Below are 20,300 nucleotides of genomic sequence, written 5' to 3'. Positions count from 1 at the left end.
TCCATGACTTTACGAAGTTTTACATGCACTGACGCATGTTTGCAGCTGCTGCCCTACACTGGTTCACATTGAATAACGAATCGTGAACGGCACCAGGAGTTTTTAGATGCAAAAGGTAACTGCGTTAGTGTTGGCCACCTTGTTGCCGCTCTCTGCGGGTATGGCACAGGCTGCTGAGACAACGACCAGTGAACCTGCCTGGCACCATAACGAATCCATGCTGAAGCATGGCTACGCGAACAATGAATTAATGTTTGATGGCGTCAGCCTCACGGAAGAACAACGCCAGCAAATGCGTGACTTGATGCACCAGGCACGTCGTGACATGCCCCGTATCAATGTAGCTGAAATGGAAACCATGCATAGGCTGATCACGGCGAAGAACTTTGATCAGGCTGCGGTTGAGGCCCAGGCCGAAAAGATGGCCCGTGAGCAAGTGGCCCGCCAGGTTGAAATGGCCCGGGTGCGTAACCTGATGTACAACCTGTTGACCGATGACCAGAAAACCGTGCTGGCACAGAAACACCAGCAACGTATGGACCAATTGCAGAGGATGCAACAAGTGCAACAGCAAAACGCGCAGCGCATGAACGAGTTGCAACCGACTTCTGCCCAGAAGCTGAGTACCAAAGAGTAGTACCCTGTTTTTCCTTGCCATAGACACCATCCCTGTCTTCCCCACCGAAAGGTGGGGTTTTTTTTGCACTTTTTTGCAGGCAGATTCTTTCTGACTTATCACGGTAGCCTGACTGTTTTACGCTGTATCATGCTTCCGCCGGCCTGCGGCCGGTTCACCCTTCCGGTGATAAGCGTGCAAACATGGCCTCTTTTCATCCCTCTGACGGGGTTAGGAATAGTGCTATTCTTATAGCATCAATGTGCGGCAGAAAAAGGTATGATACCTCCCGCAGCGTGTTGGTATTCCGTGCCGGCTCAGACGCGCACGCACGCTTCATTACCCAGGACACCTGCCTGTCGTTAACGCAGGAACGGCAAGGACATAAGAACATCAGGCCAGTTTTCACCAGGAAACGTTTTTGGATGCCGATTATTGAACAGCCTTGCAACAAGCAGTGGATTACCCGGCGATAGAGTGACCTGAATCAATTCAGCCAGGGCTTTTTGTTATACTATCGCTGACCCAAAGACCGGTTCATTTTCTATACTGCGCGGCGTACGTATAATCGGCGGAATAAGCATTTTTAAGAAATTGCATCTACAAGTTCAGAGGTAGTCATGATCAAAAAAATTGGTGTACTGACGAGTGGCGGTGACGCCCCAGGTATGAATGCTGCAATCCGCGGTGTTGTGCGTGCCGCATTGACCGAAGGGCTGGAAGTTTTCGGTGTCTATGACGGCTACCTCGGCTTGTACGAAGATCGCATGGAAAAACTGGACCGCTACAGCGTGTCCGATATGATCAACCGCGGCGGTACCTTCCTGGGTTCTGCCCGTTTCCCTGAATTCCGTGATGAAGCGGTTCGCGCCAAAGCCATTGAAAACATGAAAAAACGCGGCATCGACGCGTTAGTGGTTATCGGCGGTGACGGCTCCTACATGGGGGCAAAACGCCTGACCGAAATGGGCTTCCCGTGCATCGGCCTGCCGGGCACCATCGACAATGATGTGGCCGGTACCGACTACACCATCGGCTATTTCACCGCGCTGGAAACGGTCGTCGAAGCGATTGACCGCCTGCGCGATACCTCCTCTTCTCACCAGCGTATCTCGATTGTTGAAGTGATGGGGCGTTACTGTGGTGACCTGACCCTGGCCGCGGCCATTGCCGGTGGCTGTGAGTTCATCGTCCTGCCGGAAGTTGAGTTTACCCGTGACGATCTGGTCGAAGAGATTAAAGCCGGTATCGCCAAAGGGAAAAAACACGCGATTGTGGCGATCACCGAACACATCTGTGACATCGACGAGCTGGCGCGCCACATTGAGAGCGAAACCAAGCGCGAAACCCGCGCCACGGTGCTGGGCCACATCCAGCGCGGCGGTGCGCCGGTCGCCTACGACCGCATCCTGGCGTCCCGCATGGGCGCATACTCCATCGAGTTGCTGCTCCAGGGTTACGGCGGCCGTTGTGTCGGTATTCAGAACGAGAAGCTGGTTCACCATGACATCATTGATGCCATCGAAAACATGAAGCGGCCGTTCAAGTCTGACTGGCTGGATACCGCGAAAAAGCTCTACTGATCCCCTGTCTTCAAAAAACCTCCCGCCGGGAGGTTTTTTTTCGCCTTCAAATGCTTATTCCAAAAAAACATAGTCGCTATCTTTTTATTCTTTAATCCTTGCTGGGGTTTCTGGCAGGCTGAAAGCCATAAACCACTTTGCAATGATCGACACCGGGAGAGCATAACGATGCGTAAATGGGGAGTAGGACTGGCACTAATGCTGGCCGCAACAGGCACTTTGGCAAAAGATATCCAATTGCTTAACGTTTCTTACGACCCAACGCGGGAGCTCTACCAGGAGTATAACCAGGCGTTTACCAAATACTGGCAAGCGAAAACCGGCGATCATGTCACGATTCGCCAGTCACATGGCGGCTCCGGCAAGCAGGCGACCTCTGTGATCAACGGTATTGATGCAGACGTCGTCACGCTGGCGCTGGCCTATGATGTGGACGCTATCGCTGAACGCGGCCGGATTGATAAAGCCTGGATCAAACGCCTGCCGGATAACTCCGCGCCGTACACCTCCACCATCGTTTTCCTGGTGCGTAAAGGCAACCCGAAACAGATCCACGACTGGCCGGATTTGGTGAAGCCCGGCGTGTCGGTGATTACCCCGAACCCGAAAACCTCCGGCGGCGCACGCTGGAACTACCTGGCTGCCTGGGGCTACGCACTGCACCACAACAATAACGACCAGGCCAAAGCACAGGATTTCGTGAAGGCGTTGTATAAAAACGTGGAAGTGCTGGATTCCGGTGCCCGCGGTGCCACCAATACCTTTGTGGAACGTGGTATGGGTGACGTGCTGATCGCCTGGGAGAACGAAGCCCAGCTGGCAGTGAAAGAAGTGGGTAAAGATAAGTTTGATATCGTGACGCCGAGCGAGTCCATTCTGGCGGAGCCAACGGTGTCTGTGGTGGACCGTATTGTAGACCGCCGCAACACCCGCGAAGTGGCGGAAGGCTACCTGAAATATCTCTATAGCCCGGAAGGCCAGACGATTGCCGCGCAGAACTACTACCGCCCGCGTGACCCGGCAGTTGCGGCAAAATTTGCCAACGAATTCCCGAAACTGAAGCTGTTTACTGTGGATGACGTCGCCGGCAGTTGGGCTGACGCGCAGAAAACGCACTTCGCCACCGGTGCCATCTTTGACCAGATCACCCGCCGCTAATGTTTTAAGGGCGATATCAGTTTTTCAGGACGAGAAACCCTGCGTCCAGCGCAATAAAAAACCCCGCCAGGCGGGGTTTTTTTATGGGCCAACGGCAGGGAAATTATGCGCGTTTGGCTTCTGCTGCCGCTTTCACGATCACGGCAAACGCGTCAGCTTTCAGGGACGCACCGCCCACCAGCGCGCCGTCGATGTCCGGCTGGGTGAAGAGTTCAGCCGCGTTACCGGCGTTCACGGAACCGCCGTACTGGATGATCACTTTCTCAGCGACGTCAGCATCCTGTTTGGCAATGTGGTCACGAATGAATTTGTGCACTGCCTGTGCCTGTGCCGGGGTCGCAGATTTGCCGGTACCAATCGCCCAGACCGGTTCATAGGCAATCACGGTGTTTTCGAAGGCTTTCGCGCCCAGGGTGTTCAGCACGGCGTCGAGTTGTTTGGCGCACACGGCTTCCGTCTGGCCGGCTTCGTTTTCCGCTTCGGTTTCACCGATGCACAGCACCGGGATCAGACCGGTGTCTTTCAGCACGCCAAATTTCTTGGCGATGAACTCATCACTTTCTTTGTGATAGGTGCGGCGCTCAGAGTGGCCGATGATGATGTATTGCGCGCCGATGTCTTTCAGCATTTCGGCAGAAGTTTCGCCGGTAAATGCACCTGACAGGTTAACGCCTACGTCCTGGGCACCCAGGGCAATGCGGCTGCCGGCCAGCTGGTGGCGGGCCTGATCCAGATAGAGTGCCGGAGGTGCGATGGCTACGCCGCAACCGTTGACTGCGCTCAATTCGTTACGCAGGCCTGCGATCAGTTCGTTAACCATATGGGTACTGCCATTAAGCTTCCAGTTACCCATTACTAAGGGATGACGCATGTTAAATCCTCCAAGCTGAGAGACGAGATTCGACTAAAATGACTGCCTTACAGGCAATTTACCTGCGGACCAGTATAGAGAGGATTGCTGCAAAAGGCTTTGCTTTTCGTCATGGTTAACCCTGCTCTTACGGCTCCGAAAGGGCCAGTTTCACCGGTTCTACGGCAAACGTCAGCCCCTTTTCCCCGTTATCAGACACCACATAGCGGATGGCACCAACCTGGTGCTGATAAAATTGCGCGCCTTTGCCGGCTTCCAGCAGTTCCGCCACCCTGGCGGTACTCTGCTCGACATTCAGCGCCGGTTCGAACTCACGCATCAACGCCGCCATATAACTGATGGCGGTGGCGCGCGCGGCTTTTTCCTCGTTACCCTGAATCGGCAGGTAGGTCACCTGCATGGTTTTGATTTTGCCGGTGCCTTTCTCCAGCGCGGTTGACGCATAGAGATTTTCATTGATCTTGCTGGCGGCGCGCGTCAGGACGGCATGGGGTTCGGTGTCCGGAATCGAGCGAAACTCGTTAATCGGCAGGGAGGGGTTCTGGCCGTTATAGGTTTCACGGAATTTCACCACCGTCATGTCAAACGTGGGGGCACCATTCAACAGATAAGGCGCTTTGGGCATCTCATTGCCCAGGGCGCTATGCCCGGCATCGGGCGGATCGGCCACCGCACGGGGCAGGGCACTGACGGCCAGCAGGGCGGCCAATATTGGAATCAGGGATCTTTTCATCATGTCGTATATATCGCGGGAATCTGTGTCCGATTAAAACGGCATTCAGGGGTAAAAGTCAAAAAAGCCGCACTGCGCTGCCGGGGCGAGCGGGCGTGAGGTACACTGGCGCTCAGTGCGGATAAGGAGAAGCGTGAATGACATTGCAGGCATGGGGATTTTCTTTTCGCGGCCGTCTGGGGCGGCGGGATTTCTGGGTATGGCTGGTGGTGTGGTTAGTGGTGATGGGCGCGGCGTTCCTGGCCGCTGACCGGCGCTGGGTGGAGATTCAGTCGGCCGCGTTCCTGATTGTTTTCCTGCTGTGGCCCACCTCGGCGGTGCTGGTGAAACGCCTGCATGATCGCAACCGCGCCGGTGGGTGGGCATTTTTATTGATTCTGGCCTGGGTACTGGCAGCCGGAAACTGGCAGATGCTGCCGTCAACGGCGTCCTGGGCGCTGGGCCGCCTGCTTCCGTCAGTGATTTTTGCCATGATGCTGGTGGAGTGCGGCTTTATGCCGGGCACGCCGGACAAAAACCGCTTCGGCCCGCCGGCTGAACCGGTGCGTTACCGGTTATAGCCTGGCGGACGGGGCCGGTTACCAGTAATGCTCGCTGGTAATGTGGCCCGGTTTGCGGCGCAGGTGTTTGCGCATCTCGCGGCTCTCTTTCAGCACCTGCTGCGTGTCGCGCACCATCTGCGGGTTGCCGCACAGCATGACGTGGCTGGTTTCCGCCTCCATCGGCAGGCCGACCGCCGCTTCCAGTTCCCCGCTCTCAATCAGCGCCGGGACACGCCCGGTCAGGGAGCCGGGGACGGTTTCGCGGCTCACTACCGTCTGGATTTTCAGCTTGCCGTTCAGTTGTTGCTGAAGCTGTTGCATTAGCGGCAGGTAGCTGAGATCGCGCGCATAACGGGCGGCGTGTACCAGCACGATGTGGTCAAAACGTTCCAGATCTTTGCCCTCCTGCAAAATAGAGAGGTAAGGGCCAATGGCGGTGCCGGTGGCCAGCATCCACAGCGTCCGGCATTCCGGTACTTCATCCAGCACAAAAAAGCCGGCGGCCTCTTTCGTGACCATCAGTTCATCACCGGGCTGTAACGCATGAAGCCGTGGGCTGAGCTTGCCCTCCGGCACCGTCACCAGATAAAACTCCAGATTCTTATCGCTGGGCGCATTGACATACGAGTAGGCGCGCTGAACGCGCTCGCCCTCTATCTCCAGCGCCAGCTTGGCGAATTGCCCGGCCGTGAAAGGATCGACCGGCGCATTGACCTGGATGCTTAAGAGGCCGTCTGTCCAGTGTTCCACCTGCGTGACCTTTCCTGTTACCCACTCTGCCATAGTGTCAGTGCTCCTGTTGATTATCGGGTGGCCGCGTTGCGGCACGCTGCATCCTGTGACCCCGATGGTAGGTGATCTTTCTGTGAACAATTATCGATTAAATGGGATTGGCGTGCTGAAAGGCCGGCTGGCGTACAGCGCGCTTTACAGCGCTGGAGCGGCCGCCTGCCAGCCCGCCTGAAACCAGATCGCTGCAAAGTTTTAACAATAGCCGCGGTTTTGGTAGCGTACAGCCCACTTTCCCGGCCGCGGGCGCGCCGGCCTCTGAGCTTGATTTACTACCCTGAAAACCATGAAAAAAATTGAAAACCTTCACCTGATGGCCATGCTGATCCTGCTGGTGGCCGTCGGGCAGATGGCGCAGACCATTTATGTGCCGACCATTGCTGAGATAGCGCAGGACTTTGCCGTTAAACCCGGCGCAGTGCAGCGGGTAATGGCCGCCTACCTGATGATGTATGGCCTCTCCCAACTGGTGTATGGCCCGGTGTCAGACCGGGTGGGGCGGCGGCCGGTGATCTTTACCGGGATGCTGATTTTCCTGCTGGGTGCCGCCGGGGCGCTGCTGGCTACCGGCCTGAACGGGCTGATTGTGGCCGGGGCGGTGCAAGGTATGGGCACCGGCGTTGCCGGGGTGATGGCGCGTACCATGCCGCGTGACCTCTACGCCGGCAGTGCGCTGCGTCAGGCGAACAGCCTGCTGAATATGGGCATTCTGGTCAGCCCGCTGCTGGCACCTCTTATCGGCGGTGCACTGGCGGGCTGGTTTGGCTGGCGCGCCTGTTTCGCCTTTCTGCTGCTGTTGTGCAGCGGAGTCGCGTTAGCGATGTATCGTGGGCTGCCGGAAACCCGCCCGGCGGGGCAGGCACCGCGGGCGCTGTTCAGCGGCTTTAAACCGTTGCTGGCCGACGGCAACTTCAGCCGTTACCTGGTGATTCTGATGGGCGCGCTGGCAGGGATCGCGGTGTTTGAAGCGAGTTGCGGCGTGCTGATGGGCGGCGTGCTGGGGCTGAGCAGCCTGACGGTGAGTATCCTGTTTATCCTGCCGCTGCCGGCGGCTTTTTTCGGTGCCTGGTTTGCCGGTAAGGCGGGTGCCTCGTTTCACCAGCTGATGTGGTACGCGGTGCTGAGTTGCCTGCTGGCCGGGTTAATGATGTGGGTGCCGGGGTGGTTCGGCATCATGACCATCTGGACGCTGATTATCCCGGCGGCGCTGTTTTTCTTTGGCGCGGGGATGCTGTTTCCCCTCGCGACGACCGGTGCGATGGAGCCCTTCCCCTATCTGGCGGGGGCGGCCGGGGCGCTGGTCGGCGGGATGCAGAATATGGGGTCGGGACTGGTGGCCTGGCTCTCAGCGATGCTGCCGCAAACCGGCCAGTTCAGCCTGGGGCTGCTGATGTTCGCTACGGCGGTGCTGATGCTGCTCTGCTGGTGGCCGATGGCGGCCCGGCATCAGGAAGCGGGTGACACCGCCTGACACCGGGCGCAGATGCTCAGACGCGGTGGCTACAGGATGTAAGGGTGCAGCGCCGCGTCTTTGCGATCCAGGAAGTGCGTGGAGGTGATGCGGCGGATGGTGCGGGATTTACCGCGGATCAACAGGGTTTCTGTGGTCGCCATATTGCCCTGACGGCGGATGCCGTCCAGCAGATCCCCTTTGGTGATGCCTGTCGCGGAGAAGATCACATTGTCATTGCGCGCCATCTGTTCCAGCGTCAGCACCTGACCGGCCTCAATGCCCATCGCTTTGCAGCGTGCCAGCTCCTGCTCACCGATGCGGCGGTTCTCTTCATTCTCCCCTTTGACTTCATGGCGCGGCAACAGCCGGGCCTGCATGTCGCCGTCCAGTGCGCGGATCACCGCCGCCGAGATGACGCCCTCCGGCGCACCGCCGATGCCGTACATCACATCCACTTCGCTTTCCGGCATGCAGGTCAGGATAGACGCGGCCACGTCACCGTCAGGGATGGCAAAGACTTTCACCCCGAGCTGTTGCAGCTGCCTGATGGTGGCGTCGTGGCGCGGCTTGGCCAGAATGATCACCGTGAGGTCAGCCAGCGGTTTGTTGAGCCGGGCCGCGACGTTGCGCAGGTTCTGTTCCAGCGGCAGCGTCAGGTCAATACTGCCGTATGCACCGGGGCCGACCACCAGTTTTTCCATGTACATGTCCGGTGCGTGCAGGAAGGTGCCGTGGTCGCCCACGGCCAGCACCGCCAGGGCGTTGGATTGGCCCATCGCCGTCATGCGCGTGCCTTCAATCGGATCCACCGCGATGTCGACGGCGTCCCCTTTTCCGGTGCCGACTTTCTCCCCGATGTAGAGCATCGGCGCTTCATCAATCTCCCCTTCGCCAATCACAATCCGGCCATCGATATCTACGTTATTCAACATGATGCGCATGGCATGGACAGCCGCGCCGTCAGCGGCGTTTTTATCGCCCCGGCCCAGCCATTTATAGCCCGCCAGTGCGGCGGCTTCGGTTACACGGGAAAACTCGATGGCTAATTCACGTTTCATGGCAAACCTGTCTGCGGTAAGGAAGATGCGCAGAAGTGTAACACAGGGGAAAGCGGGGCAGGGAACCGGGCAGGAGAGCAGGCTCCCCGGTAAGGGGAGCCTGAAGGGGCAGGTTATTCTTCGTGATCTTCCCAGGAGCGGGCGCGGGCAACCGCTTTTTTCCAACCGGCATAACGGTAGTTACGCTCTGTGGTTTCAATGCTCGGGCGGAATTCACGCTCGACCACTGCTTTGGCGCGCACTTCGTCCAGATCTTTCCAGAAGCCCACCGCCAGGCCGGCCAGGTAGGCCGCCCCGAGCGCCGTCACTTCACGGACTTCCGGGCGCTCCACGCGGGTGCCGAGAATGTCAGACTGGAACTGCATCAGGAAGTTATTAGACACCGCGCCGCCATCCACGCGCAGCGTTTGCAGGCGGGTGCCGGCATCGTTTTGCATCGCTTCCAGCACGTCACGCGTCTGGTACGCCACCGATTCCAGTGTGGCGCGGATAATATGGTTGGCGTTTGCGCCACGGGTCAGGCCGAAAAGTGCGCCGCGGGCATACGGGTCCCAGTAGGGGGCACCGAGGCCGGTAAAGGCCGGCACCATATACACGCCGTTGGAGTCTTTGACCTTCAGGGCGAAATACTCGGAGTCCGCCGCGTCGCTGATCAGTTTCATCTCATCACGCAGCCACTGGATCGCCGCGCCGCCGATGAATACGGCCCCTTCCAGCGCATAGTTCACTTCGCCGCGCGGGCCGCAGGCGATGGTGGTCAACAGGCCGTGGGTCGAGGTCACGGCTTCGGTGCCGGTGTTCATCAGCATAAAGCAGCCGGTGCCGTAAGTGTTTTTCGCCATGCCGGGTTCTACGCAGAGCTGGCCGTACAGCGCCGCCTGCTGGTCGCCGGCGATACCCGCGATAGGAATACGCGTGCCGCCCTTCCCGCCGATGTTGGTCTGGCCGTAAATTTCTGACGAGGATTTCACCTCCGGCAGCATCTCCCGCGGGATGTCCAGGATCTCCAGCATCCGCTGATCCCATTCCAGTTTATGGATGTTGAACAGCATGGTGCGTGAGGCGTTGGTGTAGTCGGTGATGTGCACGCGGCCCTGCGTCATTTTCCACACCAGCCAGGTGTCCACGGTACCGAACAGCAGTTCGCCGCGCTTGGCGCGCTCACGGGCGCCCTCCACGTGGTCGAGGATCCATTTCACCTTGGTACCGGAGAAATAGGGGTTAATCACCAGCCCGGTTGTGTGCTGGATGTACTCTTCCAGCCCCTCTTTTTTCAGTTTCTCGCAGTAGTCCGCGGTGCGCGGGTCCTGCCAGACGATGGCGTTATAGATGGGTTTGCCGCTCTCTTTATCCCAGACAATCGCGGTTTCACGCTGGTTGGTAATCCCGAGCGCGGCGATCTGGTCAGAACGGATGTCAGCATGTGCCAGCACTTCCACCAGTGTTGAGCTTTGGGAGGCCCAGATGTCCATCGGGTCATGCTCAACCCAGCCCGCTTTCGGGTAGATCTGGGTAAATTCACGTTGGGAAACCGCCACAATGTTGGCATCGTGATCGAGAACTACCGCGCGGGAACTGGTTGTGCCCTGATCAAGCGCGACAATGTATTTTTTTTCTGGCGTCATCATAATCATCCTGCAAAAAGTTAACCGGGAACGCGTTATTGCTTACGCTTTGCGCTGTGTAGGCTGAGGGGCTGCTTTGGCTTTCTCGTCTGTCTCGCACACTTCGCACGGCAGATGGCGGCCAATCAGGGCGCGGTAGCCAAAGGCACCGAGGGACGCCCCCACCAGTGGGCCAAAGATCGGCACCAGGAAATAAGGGATGCTCAGCCCGCCGGTAAAGGCGACTTTGCCCCAGCCCGCCAGGAAGGCGAACAGTTTCGGGCCGAAGTCACGCGCCGGGTTCAGGGCGAAGCCGGTCAGCGGGCCCATAGACCCCCCGATCACCGCAATCAGCAAACCAATCAGCAGCGGGGCCAGTGGGCCGCGCGGCACACCGTTGCCGTCATCGGTCAGGGCCATAATCAGGCAGACCAGAATAGCGGTGATAACGGTTTCCACAATAAATGCCTGCAAAATCGAGATGTGCGGGTTAGGGTACGTCGAGAAAATGCCCGCCAGGTCAAGGCTTTCCACGCTGCCGCGGACCATATTGTGGCCTTGTTCATACACAAAGAACAGATTGTAATAGAGGCCGTAGACCAGGGCGGCGGCGCAGAAGGCCCCGGCGAACTGCGCCAGGATATACGGGGCGACTTTACGGCCGTCAAAGCAGGCAAACAGCCATAACGCGATGGTGATTGCCGGGTTGAGGTGGGCACCTGAAATAGCGGCGGTCATGTACACCGCCATGGCCACGCCCAGGCCCCAGATGACGCTGATTTCCCACTGTCCGAAGCTGGCACCCGCCAGTTTCATGGCCGCCACACAACCGGCGCCGAAGAAAATGATAAGACCAGTTCCCAGGAATTCGGCGATGCATTGGCCTTTCAGGGTAGTGCTGGTTAATTGGCTCATAGTGAAGTCCTACAGACGGTAAGGTTCATAAGTTATTGTTGGTCGCTGTGATGTAACAAAGGTTAATTCACTTAATTGCTCATTTTAGAAATGAGAACACAATGTGAATTTATCGTTAACGAGCAAAAACGAGAAATAGCGAACTTAAAATGTGTGTGGTCTGTCATAAAAATGAGCGAATACGCGTTATTTTCTCGCCAATTTACGCTAATCGCGCATCTGTAAACCGGTCATCTTACCGTTTCGTGTCAGGCGCCTGCGCGTGGTGGTTCACGCTTTTTTGCCGGGCCGGCAAATGAGGGGAATAAAATGGCGCACTCAGCCCGGTTAACGCCGGGATGTGGCTAGACAGCGGCAGACAGGCTACATACAATCGACTTTATTAAATACAACCGGATTTGTTCAAGCGGCGCGCCGAGCTGATTCAGCCGCAGCGTTTCGAAAAGGGCGCTTGTTTTCAAAACTAAGCCGTTTTGCTGCCTCTGCCTCCCCTGGAGCGGACGACACAACAAGCTGTACGCCTTACGCACATAAGAGGAATTAAGAATGTCATTTGAAGTTTTTGAGAGATTAGAAGCGAAAGTTCAGCAGGCGATTGACACCATCACCCTGTTGCAAATGGAAATTGAAGAACTGAAAGAGAAGAACAACACGCTCTCTCAGGAAGTTCAGAATGCCGGCAGCCACCACGAAATGCTGGTGCGTGAGAATGAGCAGCTGAAACAAGAGCAGCACGTATGGCAGGATCGTCTGCGTGCCCTGCTGGGAAAAATGGAAGAGGTCTGATTCCCTCGCACCCGGCGCACGCCGCAAGGGTGTAAAGTCAGAACGAAAAAGGCACTCCGCAGAGTGCCTTTTTGTTGCCCGGCGAACCTGCCCCGGACGCGGCTTATTCGATGTCGAGCGGATCTTCCGACAGGATAATCCCGGTGTTGTCTGCATAGAGATGATCGCCGGAGAAGAACGTCACCCCGCCGAAATTGACGCGGATATCACTTTCGCCAATGCCTTCACCGGCAGCCCCGGCCGGGATGGCGGCCATCGCCTGGATGCCGATGTCCATCTCTGCCAGATCGTCCACCTGACGTACCGCGCCGTAAACCACCAGCCCTTCCCACTCGTTCTGCGTGGCAATTCGCGCCAGCTCGGCATTGATTAACGCCCGGCGCACCGACCCCCCACCATCAACCAGCAGCACCCGGCCGCGGCCATTCTCTTCTAACAGATCATACAGCAGGCCGTTATCTTCGAAACATTTCACGGTAGTGATCTGTCCGCCAAATGAGGTACGCCCGCCAAAGTTGGAGAACAGAGGCTCAACGACGTTCACCTCTTCGTGATAAATATCGCACAGTTCGGAAGTATCGTATTTCATAGGATTAACGTCTGGTTGATGCAGGAATATCCAGTATATCCCTTTCTGGCGGATGTTGGCAAAATCATCAATTGTTAACTTTGCCTTCAGCCATAATGAATTAACTGATGCTCAGCACCACACCGAGCGCAAACAATACGTTGGTTAACAGCGCGGCTTTAACCATCTGCTCCAGCATCGGCCGCATCGCCGAGGCTTGCTGTTCCCGTACCACAAACCGCCCGTGGCGCAGCAACACCGGCAGCGCCAGCACAAACAGCCAGCCCCAGGGGCTGTGCAGGTACAACAGCGCAAACAGGGTAAAACAGAGCACCGCGCCCGCCAGCAGCATGGCGTGATAGTAGCGCCCTTTACGTGCGCCCAGCCGTACCGCCAGGGTATTTTTGCCGTTGGCGCTGTCGCTGTCGATGTCCCGCAGGTTGTTGATGTTGAGCACGGCCGCCGCCAGCAGGCCACAGGCGGTCGCGGGCAGGAACACTACGCCGTCGAGCCGGTGGGTTTGCAGGTAATAGGTGCCGGCAACGCTGATCCAGCCGAAAAACGTCAATACGGAAATGTCCCCCAGGCCGCGGTAGCCATAAGGTTTTGACCCCACGGTATAGGTGATGGCGGCGGCAATCGACAGCAGGCCAAGCAGCACAAAGCCCAGCACATCCTGCGGGGTGTCACAGGCCACGGCGATAAGCCCGATGCCGGACAGCAGCGTCAGCAGCACGGAAATGATCAGCGCCCGTTTCATCTGTGCGGCGCTGATCACGCCTTTCTGCATACCGCGCAATGGCCCGAGGCGGTCAGGCGTATCACTGCCTTTCAGCGCGTCGCCGTAATCATTCGCCAGATTGGACAGAATTTGCAGCAGGCCGGCGGTCAGCAGTGCCAGCAGGGCAATAACCGGGTGGAAACTGTGGTGCCAGGCGGCTATCGCCGAGCCTGCCACGATAGAGGCGAAAGCCAGCGGCAGGGTGCGCGGCCGCAGGCTTTCCAGCCAGGCACGGCCTGGCGAGGTATAACATTGTTCGCTCATGATTCGCTTTTGTCCGGGGGGAATGCCATAAAAAAACAGGGAGGCCGAAGCCTCCCTGCAAATAGTATGGGATTATGGACGCGAATTACAGGATAAAACGGCTCAAATCTTCATCGGCCACCAGCTGATCCAGGTGTTTCCCGACGTAGTCCGCATCAATTGCGAACGTTTCACCGCTTTTCTCGCTGGCGTCATAAGAGATGTCTTCCATCAGACGCTCAAGCACGGTGTGCAGGCGGCGGGCACCGATGTTTTCGGTGGTTTCGTTCACCTGCCAGGCTGCTTCTGCGATACGGCGGATGCCGTCTTCGGTAAAGGAGACCGTCACGCCTTCTGTCGCCATCAGCGCTTTATACTGCTCAGTCAGCGAGGCACTTGGCTCTGTCAGGATGCGTTCGAAATCGCTGGTCGACAGCGCCTGAAGTTCCACACGGATTGGCAGGCGGCCCTGCAATTCCGGGATCAGGTCAGCCGGGCTCGCCGTCTGGAAGGCACCGGACGCGATGAACAGGATGTGGTCAGTTTTCACCATGCCGTGCTTGGTAGAAACGGTGCAGCCTTCCACCAGCGGCAGCAGGTCACGCTGTACGCCTTCGCGGGAGACATCCGGGCCGGAGCCCTGGCCGCCGCGCTTACAGATTTTGTCGATCTCATCGATAAACACAATACCGTGCTGCTCAACGGCTTCGATCGCCTGCTCTTTCAGCTCTTCCGGGTTAACCAGTTTCGCCGCTTCCTCTTCGATCAACAGCTTAAACGCTTCTTTGATCTTGATTTTGCGCGGTTTCTGCTTCTGCCCTGCCAGGTTCTGGAACATGGACTGCAGCTGGTTGGTCATCTCTTCCATGCCCGGAGGCGCCATGATTTCAACGCCCATCGGGGCCGCCGCCAGATCGATTTCGATCTCTTTGTCGTCAAGCTGGCCTTCACGCAGTTTCTTGCGGAATGCCTGACGCGCAGCGGACGGCTCCTGGTTTTCATCCGGCACGCCCCAGTTGTTTTTCGCCGGCGGTACCAGCACATCCAGGATGCGGTCTTCTGCCATTTCTTCCGCGCGGTGGCGGTTTTTGTCGATCGATTGCAGGCGCACCATTTTCACGGCGGCATCCGTCAGATCGCGGATGATGGAATCGACTTCTTTACCCACATAGCCCACTTCGGTGAACTTGGTGGCTTCTACCTTGATGAACGGCGCGTTCGCCAGTTTCGCCAGGCGGCGGGCAATTTCGGTTTTACCCACACCGGTGGGGCCGATCATCAGAATGTTTTTTGGGGTCACTTCATGGCGCAGCGCTTCATCGAGCTGCATCCGGCGCCAGCGGTTACGCAGGGCAATGGCAACGGCACGCTTCGCTTTGTCCTGGCCGATGATGTAGCTGTCCAGCTCGCTGACAATCTCGCGCGGGGTCATTTCAGACCGTTGGGTCATAGTAGACGGCATAGTATTCGGTCCTTACGCTTTAGAAGGCAGTTCTTCAATAGTATGGAATTGGTTGGTGTAGATGCAGATATCGCCTGCAATACCCAGGGATTTTTCCACGATGTCACGGGCGCCCAGCTCAGTGTTTTCCAGCAGGGCGCGCGCCGCTGATTGGGCGTAAGGGCCGCCGGAACCAATGGCAATCAAATCATTTTCAGGCTGGATAACGTCACCGTTACCGGTGATGATCAGCGACGCGTTCTCGTCAGCCACCGCCAGCAGCGCTTCCAGGCGGCGCAGCATCCGGTCGGTACGCCAGTCTTTCGCCAGCTCCACGGCCGCTTTGACCAGATGGCCCTGGTGCATTTCAAGTTTGCGCTCAAACAGTTCAAACAGGGTGAAGGCGTCGGCCGTGCCGCCGGCAAAACCGGCAATCACTTTGTCATTGTAGAGACGGCGTACTTTACGCACGTTGCCCTTCATAACGGTATTTCCCAGGGTTGCCTGGCCATCGCCACCAATTACGACCTGGCCATTACGGCGCACACTTACAATTGTTGTCACGAGCAAACCCTCGTTGCAGTCAGAAAAGGCCCCCGGACCGGGGCATCAACACCGGGCCGGGGCATATTGAGAATAGAGATGGGGGAGGATTGTGGCTTTTCAACCCCCGGCTGCAAGGGGAATGCAGCCGGACATACCGACGCCGCGCAGGCGCTGTAAAGACTTATCTGCCGCGGCGCGGGAGCTGTAAGGCCCAAGCACCACGCGGTTCCAGCCGCCATTGGCGGTGATGCGGCTTTCGATGCCCTCAAAGGCCAGCTGCGCACGGATAGACTCCGCCTGGTCGCCGGTGCGGAAGGAGCCGCACTGCACCATCCAGCGCTGGGGCTTCTCTTTCTCTTTTTCTTTCGGTTTCTCCGCCTTCGGCTGCACTGCCGTGACCGGCGCGGCAGGCTGCGATGGCGTGGTTTGGGGCCGCGGCACGGTTTTCGGCGGCTGCGGCTGTACCGGCTGCTCGCGCGGCAGGCTGCTGGTCACCGGCGGCATCCGGGTGGTGGCCGGCGTATGCGTGCTCTGTGACGGATCGTTATACGGCACCTCAGAGAGCTGCGTCGGCTGCTGGCGCATGTCGGCCTGCATCTGCTCCAGCAACTGGCGCTGCTCCGGCGTCAGTTCCGTCTGCGATTTCACTTCACCGCCGGCGGTCGGTTCCGTCGGGGTCTGCACGCCTATCTGCCGGTTTTCCAGCTCTTTGATGTAACGCCAGCGCTCCTCCGGCTTCGGCGGCAACCCATTGCCCGGATGGGCAGGGTGCGCCGGCAGCAGCGGTTCCGCATCCTCTGACTTATTGTGCGTGATGAAATAGAGGCCACCGATAAATGTCACCAGAACCGCGACAGCCAGTGCCACCATCGTTTTGGAGATACCCGGAGAACTGCTTTTTTTCTTCCGGCCGGGGGCTTTCCGCCGCGCTCCTGCGCGCCCACGGCTTACATAGTCTCTCTGTGCCACTATCGTTTCGCTGTGTCGTGATGAAGAATGAAGTCGGTCATGTTACTGAACCCTAAAAAGTTTGACTAGCGCTTAGGCGCTGCGGTGCTGCCACGTACCACCAATTCACTCTCGAGCAGCCGTGAGCCGCTTTGTACCGCATGACCCTGCAACTGTTCAAGTAATAGCAGCATCGCCTGGCGGCCAAGCTGGAACCGCGGCTGGGCGACGGTGGTCATCGGCGGGTCACTGTACTGGCAGAGTTTGATGTCATCAAAGCCGACCAGCGACACATCATAAGGCACGCGCAGGCCCAGCTTTTTCGCCTGGGAGAGCGCGCCCATCGCCATGATGTCGTTGTGGCAGAAGATGGCGGTCGGCGGTTTCGGCAACGACATCAGCGTGCCCAGCGCCTGCGCCCCGGCTTCGTAGCTGAAGTCCCCGCGCACAATATAGTGGCTCTCCACCGGCAGGTTATTGCGGCGCAGCGCCTGAATATAGCCCTGCAGCCGGTAATGGCACAGCGGCATTTTTTCCGGCCCGGCAATGCAGGCGATGCGCTGGTGCCCGAGGCGGTGCAGGTAATGTACCGCTTCGAAGGCCGCGGTCAGGTTGTCAATGTGCACGGTCGGCAGCTCCAGCTCCGGCGCGAACTCATTGGCCATGACCATCGGCGGCAGGTTGCGCTGCTCCTCTTTGCTGGCATCGAACGGCAGGTTGGAGCCGAGCAGCAGCATCCCGTCAATCTGCTTGGTGATAATCAGGTTGATAAAGGTACGCTCTTCCTGCTGTTGCTGGGCGCAGTCACCAATCAGCACCAGGTAGCCGTTTTCCGCGGCGGTGCGCTCAACGCCCTGGATCACATCAGCAAAGAACGGGTCGCTGATGTCCGGGACGATCACCAGAATGGTACGGGATTCGCTGCGTTTGATGTTGCGGGAGAGGGCATGGGGAGAATAGCCGACAGCCAGCACCGCCTGTTCAACCTTTTGCCGGGTTGGGGCGGAGACTTTTTCGGGGTTCATGAGGGCGCGCGACACAGTGGCGGTGGATACCCCGGCCATCTCGGCAACGTCCTTCATGGTCGCCATCGGTATTTCTTTTTTTAATTCCAACGCGTCTCTCCTTGCACAGGCGGCAGGCCGGTGCCACTACCTGGAAAATCATGATGCTGAGCCACTGACGGCAGGCAACGTGTCATTTTGTCATACATGCCTGGTTCCCTGAGGCTGACAGCGTATCTGTTTTGGGTGCATACCTAACCACATTCTAAACAGATTGTGGTTAGGATTTGTTACCTAATTTGCATGAAAAGTGTGAGCAGTGAAGACTTTTTCGATGTGCTGCGCAACTCCGGCACCCGAGGGTGGCTTTTTTCCGGCGCGGGATTATCGTTCTGCCGGTCAGCCGTCGATCGGGTCAACATCCACTGTCCACTTGACCTTGCGTGACAGCGGCAGGGCAGCAATCAGGGGCTGGGACTCTGTCATCAGGCGCTGGAGCAGGCGGCGCGCCGGGTGCTGCAACAGCAACTGCCAGCGGAAACGCCCGCCGCGTTTGGGTTGCAGCGCCGGCACCGGGCCGAGGATCCAGAGCGACTCCTCGCGCAGCGGGCTGGCCTCAAACAGAGTGCGTAATTGCTGGAGGAACTGGGCCGCCAGCTGGTTATCCTGATCTTCCGCGCGGATCAGAATGTGGCTGGTAAAGGGCGGCAGAAACACGCTTTTGCGCTCGGCCAGCGTCTGGCGGGCAAAGGCGTCATACCCTTCCCGCAGCAAAATCTGCAACAGCGGGTGTTCCGGGTGGTGGGTCTGCAAAATCACCTCACCCTGTTTGCCCGCCCGCCCGGCGCGGCCGGAAACCTGGGTGTAGAGCTGGGCGAAGCGTTCTGCCGAGTGGAAATCGCCGGAAAAGAGCGCGCCGTCCACGTCCAGCAGGGAAACTAGTGTGACATCCGGGAAGTGGTGGCCCTTCGCCAGCATCTGCGTGCCGATCAGGATGCGCGCGCCACCGCGGTGAACATCGGCCAGGTGTTGCTCCAGCGCGCCTTTACGGCTGGTGGTGTCGCGGTCGATGCGGGTGATCGGCGTGTCCGGGAACAGCGGGGCCAGCTCATGTTCCAGCTGCTCCGTACCAACGCCCACCGGCATCAGCTGCGTGGAGCCGCATTGCGGGCACTGGTACGGCACGCGCCGCTGGCTGTCACAGTGGTGGCAGCGCAACTGCCGCAGGTGCTGGTGCAGGGTGTAGTAGTGGTCGCAGCGCTGGCATTCGGCGATCCAGCCGCACTCATGGCAAAGCAGGGCCGGGGCGTAACCGCGCCGGTTGAGGAACAGCATCACCTGGTTGTCTGCCGCCAGATGTTCACGCATCCGTTTCAGGAGCGGCTGGGAAAGGCCCGCTTTCAGCGGCAGCCCTTTCAGGTCCAGCAGGTGCTGGGCAGCCGGGCGGGCGTTACCGGCGCGGCGCGCCAGCGTGAGCTGGCGGTATTTGCCGGTCTGGACATTGTGCAGCGTCTCCAGCGCCGGGGTGGCCGAGCCCATGACGATCGGCACATCTTCCGCATGGGCGCGGTACACCGCCAGGTCGCGCGCATGGTAACGCCAGCCTTCCTGCTGTTTATAGGAGCTGTCATGCTCTTCATCGATGATGATGACGCCGAGCCGCGCAAACGGGGTAAACAGCGAGGAGCGCGTGCCGATGACGATCGCCGCCTCACCGTTACGCGCCCGCAGCCACACGGCCAGCCGCTCGCTGTCATTCAGGCCGGAGTGCAGCACCTCCACCGGGGCATTGAAACGCTCGCGGAAGCGGGCGATGGTTTGCGGCGTCAGGCCGATTTCCGGCACCATCACCAGTGCCTGCTTACCGGCGGCGAGGATATTCTCCAGAACGCTGAGGTAGACTTCGGTTTTACCGGAGCCGGTCACGCCTGCCAGCAGCCAGGGGGCGAAATGGTCATCCTCACTGCGGATCGCGCCCACCGCGGTGGCCTGCTCGGTGTTGAGCCGCAACCGCTCCCCGAGCACCTCAAAGCCCGGCCGCCAGTCCGCCACCCCGGCCGCCTGCGCGCGCAGGTCAGCCAGGCCTTTGGCACGCAGCGCCTGAAGTGCCGGTTCGGTCAGTTCGAGGTCAGCCACTGCGTCGCGCCAGACCGGCCCCTGTAACAGCGTGGCCAGCGCCTGCTGCTGCTTGCGCGCCCGTTTCAGGCTGTCGGGCGGCGTCACCCGCCCCTGTTCGGTGGCGAACCACTGCCAGCGCGGCGGCAGCTCAGCCATTTTGCCCTGGCGCAACAGCACCGGCAGCGCATGGAACAGCACCTCCCCCAGCGGGAAGTGGTAGTAACCGGCGGCCCAGTGCAGCATCCGCCACATCAGCGGGCTGAACAGGCTGTGGCTGTCGAGCACGCCGTCCACCGGTTTGAGCTGGTCACGCGGCAGTTCGCTCTGCTCACTGACCCCTACCGCCACGCCCACCACCTGACGCTTGCCGAACGGCACGGTGATGCGCGCGCCGGGCACCACCGGCGGCAGGCCGTCAGGCAGCAGATAGTCAAAAGTACGGTTGAGGGGCACGGGCAGGGCGGTATGAACGACAGGCATCAGGTGTCCGGACTGTTAAAAAATGTCGGAATAGTGTACACTGTGTGCCTCAAAATGTGTGGA

General features: G+C 58.8%; 19 protein-coding genes. 6 read left to right on the top strand and 13 right to left on the bottom strand.

The genetic code is table 11. The features are described from left to right. Window positions 1–106 precede the first annotated feature (106 nt). From cpxP to CYR52_RS17195, 3 genes are all read left to right on the top strand, one after another. The gene (cpxP, locus tag CYR52_RS17205) at window positions 107–637 is read left to right on the top strand and encodes a cell-envelope stress modulator CpxP (RefSeq protein ID WP_072931571.1); all 531 of its coding nucleotides are present in this window, start codon (window positions 107–109) and stop codon (window positions 635–637) included. 599 nt (window positions 638–1,236) lie between these two features. Further along, window positions 1,237–2,199: a 6-phosphofructokinase gene (pfkA, locus tag CYR52_RS17200; protein WP_072931573.1), complete on the top strand. Its 963-nt coding sequence runs from the start codon at window positions 1,237–1,239 to the stop codon at window positions 2,197–2,199. Window positions 2,200–2,367: 168 nt separating this feature from the next. Next, on the top strand, window positions 2,368–3,357 hold the full coding sequence (locus tag CYR52_RS17195) for a sulfate ABC transporter substrate-binding protein (RefSeq protein ID WP_072931575.1): 990 nt from the start codon (window positions 2,368–2,370) through the stop codon (window positions 3,355–3,357). 103 nt (window positions 3,358–3,460) lie between these two features. Here the strand turns inward: CYR52_RS17195 and tpiA are convergent, their stop codons facing one another. Together tpiA and CYR52_RS17185 are read right to left on the bottom strand one after the other, a co-directional pair. Continuing rightward, a complete protein-coding gene (gene tpiA, locus CYR52_RS17190; protein ID WP_072931577.1) occupies window positions 3,461–4,228 on the bottom strand; it encodes a triose-phosphate isomerase in 768 nt (255 codons plus the stop codon). 127 nt (window positions 4,229–4,355) lie between these two features. After that, a complete protein-coding gene (locus CYR52_RS17185; RefSeq protein ID WP_165698481.1) occupies window positions 4,356–4,961 on the bottom strand; it encodes a DUF1454 family protein in 606 nt (201 codons plus the stop codon). A gap of 137 nt (window positions 4,962–5,098) precedes the next feature. On the opposite strand from CYR52_RS17185, the gene CYR52_RS17180 reads away from it, so the two are divergent. After that, window positions 5,099–5,521, top strand: coding sequence for a DUF805 domain-containing protein (locus CYR52_RS17180; RefSeq protein WP_101829035.1), 423 nt, complete (start codon window positions 5,099–5,101; stop codon window positions 5,519–5,521). Between the two features lie 18 nt (window positions 5,522–5,539). Here CYR52_RS17180 and fpr read toward each other — a convergent pair whose 3' ends face one another. After that, window positions 5,540–6,286 carry a ferredoxin--NADP(+) reductase gene (gene fpr, locus CYR52_RS17175; RefSeq protein WP_101829034.1) on the bottom strand — a complete coding sequence of 249 codons (747 nt, stop codon included), beginning with the start codon at window positions 6,284–6,286 and terminating at the stop codon, window positions 5,540–5,542. 292 nt (window positions 6,287–6,578) lie between these two features. Here fpr and emrD point away from each other — a divergent pair, with 292 nt between their 5' ends. Next, window positions 6,579–7,763 (top strand): multidrug efflux MFS transporter EmrD, encoded by a 1,185-nt coding sequence (gene emrD, locus CYR52_RS17170; RefSeq protein WP_072931583.1) that lies wholly within the window; start codon window positions 6,579–6,581, stop codon window positions 7,761–7,763. A 29-nt stretch (window positions 7,764–7,792) separates the two neighbouring features. Here the strand turns inward: emrD and glpX are convergent, their stop codons facing one another. The 3 genes from glpX to CYR52_RS17155 form a co-directional block, all read right to left on the bottom strand. After that, window positions 7,793–8,803 carry a class II fructose-bisphosphatase gene (glpX, locus tag CYR52_RS17165; protein WP_101829033.1) on the bottom strand — a complete coding sequence of 337 codons (1,011 nt, stop codon included), beginning with the start codon at window positions 8,801–8,803 and terminating at the stop codon, window positions 7,793–7,795. 113 nt (window positions 8,804–8,916) lie between these two features. Further along, entirely contained in the window at window positions 8,917–10,431 is a 1,515-nt protein-coding gene (gene glpK / locus CYR52_RS17160) for a glycerol kinase GlpK (RefSeq protein ID WP_101829032.1), read from the bottom strand. 39 nt (window positions 10,432–10,470) lie between these two features. Next, complete coding sequence (locus tag CYR52_RS17155; protein ID WP_072931589.1) at window positions 10,471–11,322, bottom strand: MIP/aquaporin family protein; 852 nt, start codon at window positions 11,320–11,322, stop codon at window positions 10,471–10,473. Between the two features lie 546 nt (window positions 11,323–11,868). Here CYR52_RS17155 and zapB point away from each other — a divergent pair. After that, window positions 11,869–12,108 carry a septal ring assembly protein ZapB gene (gene zapB, locus CYR52_RS17150; RefSeq protein WP_072931591.1) on the top strand — a complete coding sequence of 80 codons (240 nt, stop codon included), beginning with the start codon at window positions 11,869–11,871 and terminating at the stop codon, window positions 12,106–12,108. 103 nt (window positions 12,109–12,211) lie between these two features. Here zapB and rraA read toward each other — a convergent pair whose 3' ends face one another. The 7 genes from rraA to priA form a co-directional block, all read right to left on the bottom strand. Then, on the bottom strand, window positions 12,212–12,697 hold the full coding sequence (rraA, locus tag CYR52_RS17145) for a ribonuclease E activity regulator RraA (RefSeq protein ID WP_072931593.1): 486 nt from the start codon (window positions 12,695–12,697) through the stop codon (window positions 12,212–12,214). Window positions 12,698–12,797: 100 nt separating this feature from the next. Next, window positions 12,798–13,721, bottom strand: coding sequence for a 1,4-dihydroxy-2-naphthoate polyprenyltransferase (locus CYR52_RS17140; protein WP_072931595.1), 924 nt, complete (start codon window positions 13,719–13,721; stop codon window positions 12,798–12,800). Window positions 13,722–13,806: 85 nt separating this feature from the next. Continuing rightward, window positions 13,807–15,150 carry an HslU--HslV peptidase ATPase subunit gene (gene hslU / locus CYR52_RS17135; protein WP_072931597.1) on the bottom strand — a complete coding sequence of 448 codons (1,344 nt, stop codon included), beginning with the start codon at window positions 15,148–15,150 and terminating at the stop codon, window positions 13,807–13,809. A 24-nt stretch (window positions 15,151–15,174) separates the two neighbouring features. Beyond that, entirely contained in the window at window positions 15,175–15,705 is a 531-nt protein-coding gene (gene hslV / locus CYR52_RS17130) for an ATP-dependent protease subunit HslV (protein WP_072931598.1), read from the bottom strand. A 99-nt stretch (window positions 15,706–15,804) separates the two neighbouring features. Next, a complete protein-coding gene (gene ftsN / locus CYR52_RS17125; RefSeq protein ID WP_101829031.1) occupies window positions 15,805–16,656 on the bottom strand; it encodes a cell division protein FtsN in 852 nt (283 codons plus the stop codon). A gap of 65 nt (window positions 16,657–16,721) precedes the next feature. Next, complete coding sequence (gene cytR / locus CYR52_RS17120) at window positions 16,722–17,750, bottom strand: DNA-binding transcriptional regulator CytR (RefSeq protein ID WP_072931602.1); 1,029 nt, start codon at window positions 17,748–17,750, stop codon at window positions 16,722–16,724. Between the two features lie 288 nt (window positions 17,751–18,038). Next, window positions 18,039–20,237 (bottom strand): primosomal protein N', encoded by a 2,199-nt coding sequence (gene priA / locus CYR52_RS17115; protein WP_101829030.1) that lies wholly within the window; start codon window positions 20,235–20,237, stop codon window positions 18,039–18,041. Window positions 20,238–20,300: the final 63 nt, after the last annotated feature.

This window comes from Chimaeribacter arupi, from assembly GCF_002858805.1.
Lineage (GTDB): Bacteria > Pseudomonadota > Gammaproteobacteria > Enterobacterales > Enterobacteriaceae > Chimaeribacter > Chimaeribacter arupi.
The sequence above is the reverse complement of the archived record's forward strand: the minus strand, read 5'-3'. Positions and strand labels throughout refer to the sequence as shown.

Bases quoted from the DNA above. Each gene is read 5' to 3' on its own strand.
- cpxP (WP_072931571.1), top strand. From the start codon at position 107: ATGCAAAAGGTAACTGCGTTAGTGTTGGCCACCTTGTTGCCGCTCTCT.
- pfkA (WP_072931573.1), top strand. From the start codon at position 1,237: ATGATCAAAAAAATTGGTGTACTGACGAGTGGCGGTGACGCCCCAGGT.
- CYR52_RS17195 (WP_072931575.1), top strand. From the start codon at position 2,368: ATGCGTAAATGGGGAGTAGGACTGGCACTAATGCTGGCCGCAACAGGC.
- tpiA (WP_072931577.1), bottom strand. From the start codon at position 4,228: ATGCGTCATCCCTTAGTAATGGGTAACTGGAAGCTTAATGGCAGTACC.
- CYR52_RS17185 (WP_165698481.1), bottom strand. From the start codon at position 4,961: ATGAAAAGATCCCTGATTCCAATATTGGCCGCCCTGCTGGCCGTCAGT.
- CYR52_RS17180 (WP_101829035.1), top strand. From the start codon at position 5,099: ATGACATTGCAGGCATGGGGATTTTCTTTTCGCGGCCGTCTGGGGCGG.
- fpr (WP_101829034.1), bottom strand. From the start codon at position 6,286: ATGGCAGAGTGGGTAACAGGAAAGGTCACGCAGGTGGAACACTGGACA.
- emrD (WP_072931583.1), top strand. From the start codon at position 6,579: ATGAAAAAAATTGAAAACCTTCACCTGATGGCCATGCTGATCCTGCTG.
- glpX (WP_101829033.1), bottom strand. From the start codon at position 8,803: ATGAAACGTGAATTAGCCATCGAGTTTTCCCGTGTAACCGAAGCCGCC.
- glpK (WP_101829032.1), bottom strand. From the start codon at position 10,431: ATGATGACGCCAGAAAAAAAATACATTGTCGCGCTTGATCAGGGCACA.
- CYR52_RS17155 (WP_072931589.1), bottom strand. From the start codon at position 11,322: ATGAGCCAATTAACCAGCACTACCCTGAAAGGCCAATGCATCGCCGAA.
- zapB (WP_072931591.1), top strand. From the start codon at position 11,869: ATGTCATTTGAAGTTTTTGAGAGATTAGAAGCGAAAGTTCAGCAGGCG.
- rraA (WP_072931593.1), bottom strand. From the start codon at position 12,697: ATGAAATACGATACTTCCGAACTGTGCGATATTTATCACGAAGAGGTG.
- CYR52_RS17140 (WP_072931595.1), bottom strand. From the start codon at position 13,721: ATGAGCGAACAATGTTATACCTCGCCAGGCCGTGCCTGGCTGGAAAGC.
- hslU (WP_072931597.1), bottom strand. From the start codon at position 15,150: ATGACCCAACGGTCTGAAATGACCCCGCGCGAGATTGTCAGCGAGCTG.
- priA (WP_101829030.1), bottom strand. From the start codon at position 20,237: ATGCCTGTCGTTCATACCGCCCTGCCCGTGCCCCTCAACCGTACTTTT.